The sequence below is a fragment of the Rhizobium mayense genome (assembly GCF_030272705.1).
Lineage (GTDB): Bacteria > Pseudomonadota > Alphaproteobacteria > Rhizobiales > Rhizobiaceae > Rhizobium > Rhizobium mayense.
Genome location: NZ_JARFYM010000012.1, coordinates 120,710 through 134,046, shown reverse-complemented (window position 1 = coordinate 134,046; position 13,337 = coordinate 120,710). Strand labels below are relative to the sequence as shown.

The window sequence follows — 13,337 nt, the reverse complement described above, 5'->3', positions numbered from 1 at the left end:
CGGCCGTCGAAAGCGGGTGTTCGCTCAATTCGGCTGAGAGGCCTCGACCACCGCAAGGGCCGCCATGTTGACGACGCCGCGCGACGTGACGGAGGGCGACAGGATGTGGGCGGGAAGCGCCGTACCGAGCAGGATCGGGCCGACATGCAGACCGTCGGTCATGGTCTTGACCACGCCGAGGGTGATGTTGGCCGCATCGAGGTTCGGGAAGACGAGCAGGTTCGCTTCGCCGGAAAGCGTGCTGTCCGGCATGACATGACGGCGCAGGCTTTCGGAGATGGCGCTGTCGCCATGCATTTCGCCGTCGACTTCCAGCTCCGGTGCCATCTCGCGGACAAGCGCCAGGGCATTGCGCATCTTGGTCGCGCTTTCCGATTCCCGCGAGCCGAAGTTCGAGTGCGAAACGAGGGCCACCCGTGGCGAGATGCCGAAGCGTTTGATCTCTTCGGCTGCCAGCACCGCCGACTCGGCGACTTCCTCGGCAGTCGGGTTAAAGGTGACATAGGTGTCGGTGTAGAAGGTCGCGCCGCGCTGCGAGATCAGCAGGCTTAGCGCCGAGAAGTCGCGGACATCCGGGCGCTTGCCGATGATCTGGCGAACGACGCGCAGGTGGCGCTCATAACGGCCTTCGAGACCGCAGATCAGCGCGTCTGCCTCACCGCGCTTCAGCGCCAACGCGCCGATGACGGTAGCGTTGGTACGCACGATCGTTCGCGCCGCCTCCGGAATGACACCGCTACGGCCGACCATTGAGAAATAGAGATCGACATATTCGCGGAAGCGCGGATCGTCTTCCGGATTGATGACGGCGAAATCCGTATTCGGCCGGATCTTCAGGCCGTAGCGCTTGAGACGTGTCTCGATGACGGAGGGACGGCCGATCAGGATCGGAGCGGCGGTACCCTCTTCAAGAAGAACCTGGGCGGCGCGCAGCACGCGCTCATCTTCGCCTTCGGAGAAGACGACGCGCTTGCGTTCCGCAATCTTCGCCGCCGCGAAGATCGGCTTCATGATGAAGCCGGAGCGGAACACGAAGCGGTTGAGCTCGTCCATATAAGCGTCGAAATCGGGGATCGGGCGGAGTGCCACGCCGCTTTCCGCTGCAGCTTTCGCAACGGCGGGGGCAATTCGCAGGATCAGGCGCGGGTCGAAGGGCGAGGGGATCAGGTAGTTAGGCCCGAAGACCGGCGTTTCGCCGGTATAGGCGCGAGCAGCGACATCGGAAGGCTCTTCGCGGGCGAGAGCAGCGATGGCGCGCACGGCGGCCATCTTCATTTCTTCATTGATCGTCTTGGCGCCGCAATCGAGCGCGCCGCGGAAGATGTAGGGGAAACAGAGGACGTTGTTGACCTGGTTCGGGAAATCCGAACGGCCGGTGCAGATCATGGCGTCGGGGCGGGCAGCGCGAGCGAGATCCGGCATGATTTCCGGCGTCGGGTTGGCAAGCGCCATGATCAGCGGCTTTTCCGCCATCTGCTCGAGAAGCTCGGGCTTCAGCACGCCGGCGGCGGACAGGCCGAGGAAGACGTCGGCGCCCGGAATGGATTCGGCAAGCTCGCGCTTGTCGCTGTCCTGGGCATAGACCGACTTCCATTCGTCCATCAGGACGTTGCGGTCCTTGTAGACCAGGCCTTCGATATCGTGGACCCAGATGTTCTCGCGTTTGGCGCCGAGGATGACCAGCAGGTTGAGGCAGGCGAGCGCCGCCGCACCGGCGCCCGAGGCGACGATCTTGACGTCCTCGATCTTCTTTCCGGCCAGTTCCAGCCCGTTCAGGATGGCGGCGGCGACGATGATGGCAGTGCCGTGCTGGTCGTCGTGGAAGACCGGGATTTCCATCTTTTCGCGGAGACGGCGCTCGACGTCGAAGCATTCGGGTGCCTTGATGTCTTCCAGATTGATGCCGCCGAAGGTCGGCTCCAGCGCCGATATCGTGCTGACCATTTCATCGACGGTGGGTGCGGCGACTTCGATATCGAAGACATCGATGCCCGCGAATTTCTTGAACAGGACGGCCTTGCCTTCCATCACCGGCTTCGAGGCAAGCGGGCCGATATTGCCGAGGCCGAGCACGGCTGAACCGTTGGATATGACCGCAACTAGATTGCCGCGAGAGGTGTAATCGAAGGCCGTTTCCGGATTGTCTCGAATGGCGAGGCAAGGTGCGGCAACGCCCGGAGAATAGGCGAGCGCCAGGTCACGCTGGTTGCCGAGCGGTTTCGTCGCCTGGATTTCGAGCTTGCCGGGACGGGGATAGCGATGAAAGAAGAGAGCCTGTTCGTCGAGATTGCCGCTCGCCATGTTCTTGGCTGTCTTCGATGTATCGTGCGTATCCATTACGCCCTCCGTTCCTGCTTGCGATCGCATTTGAGTCACCTGCATACATCAATCCCTCAGGGTGCACAGTATGCAATTGACGCAGAGGAAAGGTTTTTTGCGGCGGCTTTTTCACAATTGTTTTTCCTATCCGGAAACTGTGACTTTCGGATCCAATGGTAAGCGAAGGGCGCATGCGTCACACGGGGTTCACGGCGCGGGCCTATGAGAGCGACAAACAGAGGAACCCCCATGACCCTCATTGCTTCCCATCGCGGCGGCACGCATCTTTGGCCTGAAAACACCCGGCTTGCCTTTTCCGAAACCGCCAAACTTGATGTCGATCTGGTCGAATTCGACGTGCACCAGACGCAGGACAACAAGCTCGTTATCCATCACGACGCGCTGATCGACCGCATGACGGACGGCAAGGGCGCGATCGCCGATTTCAGCTATCACGAACTGATGCGGCATATCGTCATCGGCAGTGGCGGCGATACGATCCCGACGCTTGCCGAAACCATCGACATCTTCGGACCGTCTGCGGTCGATCTTCGGCTGGAGATCAAGACGAGGGTGGACGGCAAGCCTTACGAGGGCATGGAAAGCCGTATTGCGGACGAGTTGTTGGCAACCGACATGCTGAAGCGCTCGATGGTGACGAGTTTCGCGCTCTCGCGCCTGGAAGCTTTCGGCGTCGCACTCGATGAGCGCGGCCTGAATGTAGGCGAACTCCTCGGCTTCATTTTTCTCTGTTCGCCGCTGACGGTCGCGCAGATCGGCTGGAGAGGGGTCATTGCCGCGCTTGGCCAGTCTGGCATTCGCGAGATTGCCTTGCATGCCGACACCATCGATGCCGATGTGATGGAGCTGTTCCGGAAAGACGGTGTGAAGGTGCATGGCTGGGCGGCTCATACCAGCGAAGCGGCGAAGGCGATGTTCCGCTTCGGTGTCGCCAGTTTTACAACCGATCGGCCCGATCTCGCTATAGCTGCAAAGCGCGGCTGATCTCCCACGGTAAGCGCCTCCACACAGAATTTGTCATCATCCTGAAACACGAGTCTGATTTTGGAATAGCCAACGTAGGTAGGGCACGAACATAAAGTTCGTGAATGAAAACATGGATGTCAGGCGATTTCGAACGCTGTTCATTTCCGATGTGCACCTAGGCTCGAAAGCGGCCAAGGCGGACTATCTTCTCGATTTTCTGCGCTATCACGAAGCCGACACTATCTTCCTTGTCGGCGATATCGTTGACGGCTGGCGCCTGAAGCGCAATTGGTACTGGCCGCAGGATTGCAACGACGTTGTGCAGAAACTGCTGCGCAAGGCGCGCAAGGGAACGCGTATCGTTTATATCCCGGGCAATCACGACGAATTCCTGCGCGATTTCCCCGGCATGCACTTCGGCGGCATCGAAGTCGCCGAGCGCGCGGTCCACGAGACCGCTGACGGGAAGAAATATCTTGTTCTGCATGGCGACGAATTCGACGTCGTCGTCCGCAACGCGCGTCTGCTCGCCTATCTCGGCGATTGGGCATACGATATGGCGATCCTCATAAACATCGGCCTTGCCGCGGTTCGCCGCCGCCTGAACATGCCCTATTGGTCGTTCTCGGCCTGGGCGAAGCTTCAGGTCAAGCATGCCGTCAATTTCATCGGCGAGTTCCAGCGCGTCGTGGCTGAAGAGGCCAGGCGCAACGATGCCGACGGCGTCATCTGCGGCCATATCCATCATGCCGTGATCGAGAATCTCGACGGTATCCGCTACATCAATACCGGTGATTGGGTCGAAAGCTGTACGGCGATCGCCGAACACGAAGATGGTACATTCGAGCTGATCACTTGGCAGTCGATTGCCGAAGCACAGCCCGCCGGCGCAGCCGTCGAGGATCTGCCGAAGGCGCTTGGGGCACAGGCGGCGTAATTATTGCGCCGCTTCACAGTTCCGATAACGGCTCGTCACAATTCTTGATCGTTGCAACCTGACTACGGTCTAATATTTTCTCCGAAACGTTTCGGCAGGGCTATTTCTCGCCATAGTCGTAATCACGATAGGGTGATAGGGAAAAATCAGTTTCCCTTCAGGTCTGTGATGATTCCCGCGACAAAATCTCTGCAGGGCGAGGGTGCGCCTCCATATTTTCGTTTGCGCAGCGCCTTGTCCTATTGTGCTCCGTTGCTCGTCAACGGCGTTGCTCTACCGTTTTTCCCTGTTTGGCTGGCTGGATTGAATTTCGGCGATCGCGAGATCGGTCTTATTCTCGCCGTGCCAATGGTGGTGCGCGTTCTCGTCGTACCCATTGTCGGCATGCTTGCCGATCGCGTGGAGGAACGGGCGAATGTGCTGTTCTGGTCGGGCGCGCTGTCACTGCTGACGGCGATCGCGCTCTACTGGACGAGCGATTTCTGGCCGGTGTTGCTGGTCTACAGCATTCAGGGGGCGACATACGCACCTTACGTACCGATCGTGGAATCGATAGCAGTTTCCGGTGTGCGGCGCTGGGGCTTCGATTACGGCTCGATGCGTGTCTGGGGATCGATTGCCTTCATATTCTCAACGCTTATCGGCGGTCAGATGATCGGCAAATGGGGCGGCACCATGGTTCTGCCCACCATGGTCGGGGGCTTCGTCCTGACAACGATGATGGCGTTCTTCTGTCCGCGCATCGGGCCGACACGCCGGCGCAACCAGCCGATCAACCTGCAGGCGCCGACGGGCAGCGGGCTGCGCTCACCGCAGTTGTTGATCAGCATGATCGGTGTGTCGGTGCAGCAGTCGAGCCATGCCGTGATGTATACATTCGCGTCGATCTATTGGCGGGACCTCGGTTTTTCCGGCACGCAGATCGCCGTCCTCTGGAGCATAGGGGTCGCGGCGGAGGTCATGGTTTTCTTCATGTCGAGAATGCTGAACCGCCGCTTCAGTGCCTGGACGCTGATTTTCTTTGGCTCGAGCATGTGTGTCCTGCGCTGGATCCTGTTTCCGATCAATCTCGGTTTTATCGGCTACTTCGTCCTGCAATGTTTCCACTCCTGCACCTATGCCTGCGTCCATACCGGCATCCAGCGCCGCATTGTCGCTTCGGTCCAGGAAACCCAGGAGGCGTCGGCTCAGGGTGCCTATTTCTTCTATAACGGCATGTTTCTCGGGCTGATGACCCTGGCGTCAGGCTATCTGTATGCGTGGCTCGGTCTTTCCAGCTATTATATAATGGCGGGTGTCGCCGCATTTGGCCTTGCGATGGTGATCTACGCCCGCAATCTTCAGCCCAGCGGTTCCGCGTTCGGCAGAAGAGCCGGTGAGGCATCCTGAGGCCTGAAACGAATTCATTTGGATATCAAGATTCTATAGCATATTTTGACATCGGCGCGGCATAGAAATCGGCTATGCACTCAGTGTATTAACCATTAGCGTCGAGCCGGGATTTTCCGAGTCGGCGATTGTGCCGCAAGACCTGAAAGACGCATGAGTTTGAACGCAGCTGAACAGACAACCGATGCACCGAGGATCGATGACGGGCCCGATGGCAGCGGGCGTCGCTATCGGCTGGAAGGCAATTGGCGCAGCGCAAATGTGCATGGGGTGCTGCGGCACCTCGACCAGCTGACGAAACAGCGCGGCGAAGGTCAGCTGGTGATCGATCTTTCCGATCTCTCGGACGTCGATACTGCCGGCGCGCTGCTGATCCGTCGCCTGAAGGAGAGCCAGGAAGCGCACGGCGTCAGCGTCAGGATCGAAGGTTCCACCCCCCATATCGACGAGCTGCTTACCGCCTTTACCGAAGAACCGAACGGAGAGGCGGTGGAGCCCAGGCCAAAGAAATCCTTGGCCGAACGGATTTTCGCGCCGATCGGTGAGAGTGTCTACGATATCTGGGGCAACCTCGTCGCGGCCATGTATATTCTCGGTTCGGCGGTGCGCGGCGCGCAGCTCAAGTTCGGGCGTGGCAGCGGCGTTTCGCCGGCTTCGATCGTCAATCAGATCGACCATATGGCCGTGCGCGCCGTGCCGATCATCTTGCTGATGTCTTTTCTGATCGGCGCGATCATCGCACAGCAGGGCGCATTCCAGCTTCGCTATTTCGGCGCCGAAATCTTCGTCGTCGATCTCGTCGGTATCCTGCAACTGCGTGAAATCGGAGTGCTCCTGACCGCCATCATGATCGCCGGCCGTTCGGGCAGTGCCATTACCGCCGAAATCGGCTCGATGAAGATGCGCGAAGAAGTCGATGCTCTGAAGGTCATGGGCCTGAACCCGATCGGCGTTCTGATTTTCCCGCGGCTGGTGGCACTGACCGTTGCGTTGCCGCTGCTGACCATCCTTGCCAATTTCGCCTCGCTTGGCGGTGCTGCGGTGGTCGCCTGGGCCTATTCGGGCATCACCTTCGCCACCTTCGTTTCACGTTTGCACGAAGCGATCAGTCTCTCCACTGTCATCTCGGGCATGATCAAGGCGCCGTTCATGGCGCTGGTCATCGGCATAGTCGCTGCGGTCGAAGGGCTGAAGGTCGGCGGCAGCGCCGAATCGCTCGGCCAGCATGTGACCCAGTCCGTCGTGAAGTCAATTTTCGTCGTCATCCTGATGGACGGGCTGTTTGCCATGTTCTACGCAGCGATCGATTTCTGAGGGTTGGCAAGGATGAGCGCGCTTCACTCGGAAATCCCGTTGGATAAGGATGAGCAGGGCAGAGATATCGTACTCTCCGCAAAGGATGTCACCGTCGCTTTCGGACCGAAAGTGGTGCTCGACAAACTAAACCTCAATATCTATCGCGGTGAAATCCTGGGTTTCGTCGGCGCTTCCGGCGCGGGCAAGTCGGTGCTGCTGCGCACGGTGCTGCGGCTGCTGCCACGCCGTTCCGGCAAGATCGAGATCCTCGGAGAAGACTACGACAAGCTCTCCGAGCCGGAGCGCAACAAGCTCGATATGCGTCTGGGTGTGCTGTTCCAGCAGGGGGCTTTGTTTTCCTCGCTGACGGTGAAGGAGAACATCCAGGTACCGATGCGGGAATATCTCGATCTGCCGCAGGCCCTGATGGACGAGCTGGCGCATCTGAAGATCCGCATGGTCGGTCTGGCAGCCGACGCCGCCGACAAATATCCCTCTGAGCTTTCCGGCGGCATGATCAAACGCGCCGCCCTTGCCAGGGCTTTGGCGCTCGACCCCGATCTTGTTTTCCTGGACGAGCCGACCTCCGGCCTGGATCCGATCGGCGCAGCGGAATTCGACGAGCTGATTGCGAAGCTGCGCGACACGCTCGGCCTGACCGTTTATATGGTGACCCACGACCTCGACAGCCTTTTTTCCGTCTGCGATCGTATTGCCGTTCTCGGACATAAACGGGTATTGGTGGAGGGTACGGTTGAGGACATGCTCGCCTGCGACGACCCTTGGGTGCAGTCCTATTTCCGGGGCAAGCGTGCGCGATCGATCGTGCCGCGGGAGGACATCGGGAAACACAACGACGACAATGGCGCTGGCGCTGACAGCCGCAAGAAGTAACTGGAACAATGGAAACCAAAGCCAACTACACGATCGTCGGGTTCTTCACGCTGCTGGTCATCGCGGCCGCCTTCGGCTTCGTCTACTGGATGGCGGAGTACGGTCGCGGCGGTCCGATGGCCGAGCTGGTCGTTCGCATTCCTGGCTCGGCAAACGGCCTGAGCGTCGGTTCGCCCGTTCGTTTCAATGGTATTCAGGTCGGCTCCGTGCAGGGGCTTTCGATCGATGCCGACGATCCGAACTATTCGCTGGCCTTCACCCAGGTTCGCGCCGATGCGCCGGTCTATACTTCCACTAGGGCCATTCTGGAAATTCAGGGCCTGACCGGCGCGGCCTATATCGAGCTTTCCGGCGGCCGCAACGGTGACGAGAATATTCTCAAGCGTTCGATCGAAACCGGCAAGCGAGCGGTACTTCTTGCCGACCAGTCGAGCGTAACGAACCTGCTCAACACGGCCGACAAGATTCTGAACCGGGCCAACGACACCATCGGCGACATCCAAGGCTTCGTCTCGGATTCACGCGGACCGCTGACCGATACGGTGCGCAATGCCCAGAAGTTCTCCAAGGCGCTGGCTGACAATTCCGACAATATCGACAAGTTCCTCGCCAGCGTCGGGCAGCTCTCCGACACCATAAAGAGCGTATCGCCACGCGTCGAATCGACGCTGGATGCGATCGAGAAGCTGGTGCGTGCGGTCGATGCCACCAAGATCAACGATGTCGTCAACAATGCCGATAAGATCACCGCCAATGTGGCCGACGCGACGACCGATCTTAAGGCGACCATTGCAAGCTTCAAGCAGACTGCTGAGACCTACACCGCCTTCGGCCAGAAAGCGCAAAAGACCCTGGACCGCGTCGATGCGATCGTCGCGCAGATCGATCCTAACAAGGTGAAGGGTTCGATGGACGATATCGCCGCGGTGACCAAGGACGCCAGAGCGGCCGTCACATCCATCCGCGATGTCGCCAATACGGTAGCGGCCCGCCAGCAGGATATCGATCAGACGATCGCCAATGCCAAGGATATTTCCGCCAAGCTGAACTCTGCCTCCAGCAAGGTCGACGGCATTCTCGCCAAGGTCGACTCGCTGCTCGGCTCGGGTGACACGAAGTCGCTGTTTGCAGAAGCCAGGGACACGCTCCAGTCCTACAAAACGTTGGCGGATGATATCAATGCCCGGATCGGACCGATTGCCGACAATCTGCAGAGATTTTCGAGTAGTGGTCTGCGCGATCTACAGACTCTCATCAATGACATGAGAGGTACGGTTGGCAATCTCAATAATACAATCACTAATTTTGACCGCAATCCGCAGCGCCTGATCTTCGGCGGCGATACCGTCAAGCAATATGATGGCCGGGCGCGGCGTTGATGAAAAGCGATTTTTGGGCTGCAAGGGACAGGCAGAATATGGTCGGTTGCGTTTCTCGTGAGCGTTATCAGGTGTATCGAAAGGCAGCGATCATTCTGCCACTGCTTTCAGCCTTGCTTAGCGGCTGCGGTTCAGCCGCCGTCAACGACACATATGATCTTTCCGCCTCGGTCAAGGCGACCGGTCCGTCACTTAAAAGCCGACAGATCCTGATCCCGCCGCCGACAGCGCTGCAGGCGCTCGACAGCAACCAGATCGTCGTCCGCGTTTCGCCCTCCGAGATCCAATATCTCGGCAAGTCGCAGTGGAGCGACAGGCTGAGCCGGATGGTGCAGTCGAAGCTGGTCGAAGCCTTCGAAAATACCGGCAAGCTTGGCGGCGTCGGCGTGCCCGGGCAGGGGCTTGCGATCGACTATCAGATCGTCACCGATATCCGATCCTTTGAGATCGAATCGACGGCAGGTCGCAGGTCCGCCGTCGTTGAAATTTCGGTGAAAATCCTCAATGACAAATCAGGCACGGTCAAAGCGCAGAACGTCTTCCGCAAGGTTGTGCCGGTCAGCGGCGGCAGCAACCCCGATTTGGTGAGGGGGCTCGATACGGCCTTTGCCGGCGTGACGGCGGAAATCGTCGATTGGACGCTGCGGTCGCTATAGAGCGGTTCAGTTTTTCACAGGATCTCGGAACCGCTCTGTCTTTTTGTTTTTTCGCAATTCCGGACGGAAAACCGCTACGCACTTTTCCTGGAATTGCTTTGGCGATTCCCTATCGTTCCATCAGGGATTTCAACGTGCTGAGATCCTTCAGCACATGCGCCGCGTCAGCGGCGAATTGCTCGTCGGTCATGCCGGGCAGCTTCAGCAGTGTGAACATGACCTCGCAACCATTGCCATTCGGTGCGACCCGAAGCGCGTTATAGACCTTCAAGCCGGATTCGATCGTCACCGTGTGATCGATGACGCCGAATTCGTTGCGAGGCGTGAAGCTGACGCGGACGGTGCCCAGAATGCCCTTGGCAACCCAATCCTCGCCATCCTGCTCCAATCCGGATGCGAGGCCGGAGGCCCAGAGCGGCATGTTTTCCGGACGGCCGGCAAAGCCATAAACTTCCTTCCAATGGCGATCGATGGAGATGTGAACGATCTTTGCGGTCATGGTCGACATGGATGCCTCCTGCTGTATATTCGTGTTTGATGAACTGCCGGGTGGATCATGGCGAACCGAGCGGAAAAGCCGAGTATCTTGAAAGATGCTGCGGTATTCTTGCACGGTCCTGCAATGGAGACGATTCGGGGCTGTCGAAGGCTTGCCGTTTCACGCCCGGAGTGCAACAACATCGGTCTAACACATAACCCGAAAATCGGAGTCGATTTTCGGGTTATGTGTCATTTCAAAGTGTTACTGCGTTTTTGTCCGTCCCGGGGGCGCGCGGCGCAGTAAGCGGTTCATTGGAGGATTGTCGTGGAAAAGGCAGAAATCGGACTGATCGGTCTCGCTGTCATGGGATCGAATCTGGCGCTCAACATTGCCGAAAAGGGCAATAAAATTGCAGTATTCAACCGTACGCCGCAGGTGACGGATGAATTCTACGCGAATGCAGGTGCGCTGAAGGACAAGATCATTCCCTGCAAAACGATCGAGGAATTCGTCGAAGCGATCCGCCCGCCGCGGCCGATCGTCATCATGATCAAGGCCGGCGAGCCGGTCGACCAGCAGATGGCGGCGTTGCAGCCGTATCTTGACAAGGGCGACATCATGATCGACGCCGGCAATGCCAATTTCCGCGATACGATCTCGCGTTTCGACCGTCTGAAGGACACCGGCCTGACCTTTATCGGCATGGGTGTCTCGGGTGGTGAGGAAGGTGCGCGCCATGGCCCGTCGATCATGGTCGGCGGCACCGAAGAGTCCTACAAGCGCGTCGAGAAAGTGCTGACGTCGATTGCCGCCAGGTACAAGGACGATCCGTGCGTCGCCTGGCTTGGCAATGACGGCGCGGGTCATTTCGTCAAGACCATCCATAACGGCATCGAATATGCCGACATGCAGATGATCGCCGAGATCTACGGCATCCTGCGCGACGGCCTCGGCAAGAACGCGGCTGAGATCAGCAGCATCTTCGGCGAATGGAACAAGGGCCGGCTGAACTCCTACCTGATCGAGATCACTGAAAAGGTTCTGGCTGCCAAGGACCCGGCAACGGGCAGCGCCATGCCTGACGTCATCCTCGACAAGGCCGGCCAGAAGGGCACTGGCAAGTGGTCGGCGATCGAAGCGCAGAACATGGGCATTCCGGCAACCGCAATCGAAGCCGCCGTCGCTGCCCGCAGCCTGTCGGCGATCAAGGGCCAGCGCGAAGCTGCTGAAAAGATTTTTGGCACACCGGACTACAAATTCCCGATCGGCTTTGGTCCGGAGCTCTTGAAGGATCTGGAGCTGGCGCTGTTTGCCGCGAAGATTGGTGCCTATGCACAGGGCTTTGCCGTCATGGCCGAAGCCTCGAAGGAGTTCAACTGGTCGCTGCCGATGCCAGTCATCGCCAAGATCTGGCGCGCCGGCTGCATCATCCGCTCGCAGTTCCTTGATGAGATCACCAGCGCCTTCACAAAGACGCCGGATGCCGCCAACCTCATCGTGACCCCGGCATTCGCCGAGATGGTCAAAGAATCGATCCCGTCGCTGCGCCGCATCGTTTCGGCCGCCACGGCTTCCGGCCTGCCGGTTCCGGCTCTGGCTTCGGCGCTGACTTATTTCGACGCCTATCGCCAGGCTCGTGGTACTGCCAACCTGATCCAGGCTCAGCGCGATTTCTTTGGAGCTCACGGTTTCGACCGTGTGGACGGCAAGGATATTCACCACGGCCCTTGGGGCAGCGGCGCGAACGCCTAACCTTCCAACCGCTTCTTGGAAAACGAGGCCCGCCGGCTAATCCGGCGGGTTTTTCTTTATGGCGCGTTCTTCGGCCAGACGGGCATGCTGAGGCCCTGCAGCAGTTCAGGTTCCACGCCGTCGATGCGGGCAATTACCGCCTTGGCCAGTTCTCGGCCGGCATGGCGTACGTCCTCATAGATCGTAATGATTTCAGGGCGGATCCAGTTCAGGACGTGGGTCGATTGCTTCGCCACCAAGTCGATATCGTGGCCGAGCCGGAAGCCGGCCGCCTCGATGCCGGCATTGACTGCTATGGCGCCGCCACCGCTTGAACACACGATGCCATCCGGTGCATGCGGCGAGCGCATCAGCGCTTCGACCATATCCCTGATATCGGTGAGCGGCGCGTCGATATTGGTGCGCAGCGGGATTTCCTCGGCGCCATAATCATGCAGCCCGGTCTGGAAGCCGATACGTGTATGCGAATAGAAGGAGAGTTTGCTTGGCGGCTGCAACAGCGCGATGCGCCGGCGACCCTTGGCGACCAGCGCATGCACGGCTTCGCGCGCAAAAGCCTCGTTGTCGAAGTCGTGGAAGGGATGGACGATGCCCATATCCGTGCGCCCGTGCGTGGCAAAGGGCAGGCCACGGTCATGCATGAGTTGGACGCGCGGATCGTCTGGCTCGGTACGCGATATGATGACGCCATCCGCCGATCCAGTGTCGAGGATATAGCGCACCGGCACCATCGGGTCCTTGCTATGCGAATGCGGGGTCACGACGAGATGGTACTGCGTATCGGCGAGCACTTCGGAAATGCCGAAGACCATTTGGCTGGTAAAGCCCATAATTTCCTCATCGATGCTGAGCACGAGGGAAATGACGTTGGTCTTGCCGGTTCTCAGGCGCACACCGGCTCGGTTCGGCTGATAGCCCAATTGACGGGCAACCATGCGCACCCGCTCCTTGGTCTCGGCGCCAATATCCGGGGCATCCTTCAAGGCTCGTGAAACGGTGGTTATTCCGAGTCCCGTCATGAAGGCGATCGTCTTGAGCGTTGGCCGCTCTTGCGTGGGCTGCGTAACGCTGGCGGAAACTTTCTTGCTGTCCATTTCGTAAATGCTGCCTCCCGGCCGCCTCCCGCGACCAATCTGCTTATATTGCCTGCAGCGGCGCCGCAAGCATATGCGCAAATCTGATCACGCCCGTAGTCTCGGAAAACTGCAACGATACAGTAAAAAAGTCGAGCGTTTTTTCTGACGCTA

11 protein-coding genes are annotated in these 13,337 nt (G+C 59.0%); 8 read left to right on the top strand and 3 right to left on the bottom strand.

Annotated elements, in window-relative coordinates:
* Nucleotides 1–24: 24 nt before the first annotated feature.
* Entirely contained in the window at nt 25–2,337 is a 2,313-nt protein-coding gene (locus PY649_RS16995; protein WP_285869741.1) for an NADP-dependent malic enzyme, read from the bottom strand.
* 231 nt (nt 2,338–2,568) lie between these two features.
* Here PY649_RS16995 and PY649_RS16990 point away from each other — a divergent pair, with 231 nt between their 5' ends.
* The 7 genes from PY649_RS16990 (at nt 2,569) to PY649_RS16960 (ending at nt 9,857) form a co-directional block, all read left to right on the top strand.
* A complete protein-coding gene (locus PY649_RS16990) occupies nt 2,569–3,324 on the top strand; it encodes a glycerophosphodiester phosphodiesterase (RefSeq protein WP_285869740.1) in 756 nt (251 codons plus the stop codon).
* A 112-nt stretch (nt 3,325–3,436) separates the two neighbouring features.
* Entirely contained in the window at nt 3,437–4,243 is an 807-nt protein-coding gene (locus PY649_RS16985; protein ID WP_285869739.1) for a UDP-2,3-diacylglucosamine diphosphatase, read from the top strand.
* Nucleotides 4,244–4,411: 168 nt separating this feature from the next.
* On the top strand, nt 4,412–5,632 hold the full coding sequence (locus PY649_RS16980) for an MFS transporter (RefSeq protein WP_285869738.1): 1,221 nt from the start codon (nt 4,412–4,414) through the stop codon (nt 5,630–5,632).
* A gap of 153 nt (nt 5,633–5,785) precedes the next feature.
* Nucleotides 5,786–6,946 (top strand): ABC transporter permease, encoded by a 1,161-nt coding sequence (locus tag PY649_RS16975; RefSeq protein WP_285869737.1) that lies wholly within the window; start codon nt 5,786–5,788, stop codon nt 6,944–6,946.
* A gap of 12 nt (nt 6,947–6,958) precedes the next feature.
* Complete coding sequence (locus PY649_RS16970) at nt 6,959–7,822, top strand: ABC transporter ATP-binding protein (protein ID WP_285869736.1); 864 nt, start codon at nt 6,959–6,961, stop codon at nt 7,820–7,822.
* A gap of 8 nt (nt 7,823–7,830) precedes the next feature.
* On the top strand, nt 7,831–9,201 hold the full coding sequence (locus PY649_RS16965; protein WP_285869735.1) for an MlaD family protein: 1,371 nt from the start codon (nt 7,831–7,833) through the stop codon (nt 9,199–9,201).
* 38 nt (nt 9,202–9,239) lie between these two features.
* Nucleotides 9,240–9,857, top strand: a complete 618-nt coding sequence (locus PY649_RS16960; protein WP_285869769.1) for an ABC-type transport auxiliary lipoprotein family protein — start codon at nt 9,240–9,242, stop codon at nt 9,855–9,857.
* A gap of 109 nt (nt 9,858–9,966) precedes the next feature.
* Here PY649_RS16960 and PY649_RS16955 read toward each other — a convergent pair whose 3' ends face one another.
* Nucleotides 9,967–10,365 (bottom strand): SRPBCC family protein, encoded by a 399-nt coding sequence (locus tag PY649_RS16955; RefSeq protein WP_285869734.1) that lies wholly within the window; start codon nt 10,363–10,365, stop codon nt 9,967–9,969.
* Between the two features lie 297 nt (nt 10,366–10,662).
* Here PY649_RS16955 and gnd point away from each other — a divergent pair, with 297 nt between their 5' ends.
* Entirely contained in the window at nt 10,663–12,090 is a 1,428-nt protein-coding gene (gene gnd / locus PY649_RS16950) for an NADP-dependent phosphogluconate dehydrogenase (RefSeq protein WP_285869733.1), read from the top strand.
* A gap of 56 nt (nt 12,091–12,146) precedes the next feature.
* On the opposite strand, the gene PY649_RS16945 is transcribed toward gnd, so the two are convergent.
* A complete protein-coding gene (locus tag PY649_RS16945; protein WP_285869732.1) occupies nt 12,147–13,184 on the bottom strand; it encodes a LacI family transcriptional regulator in 1,038 nt (345 codons plus the stop codon).
* Nucleotides 13,185–13,337: the final 153 nt, after the last annotated feature.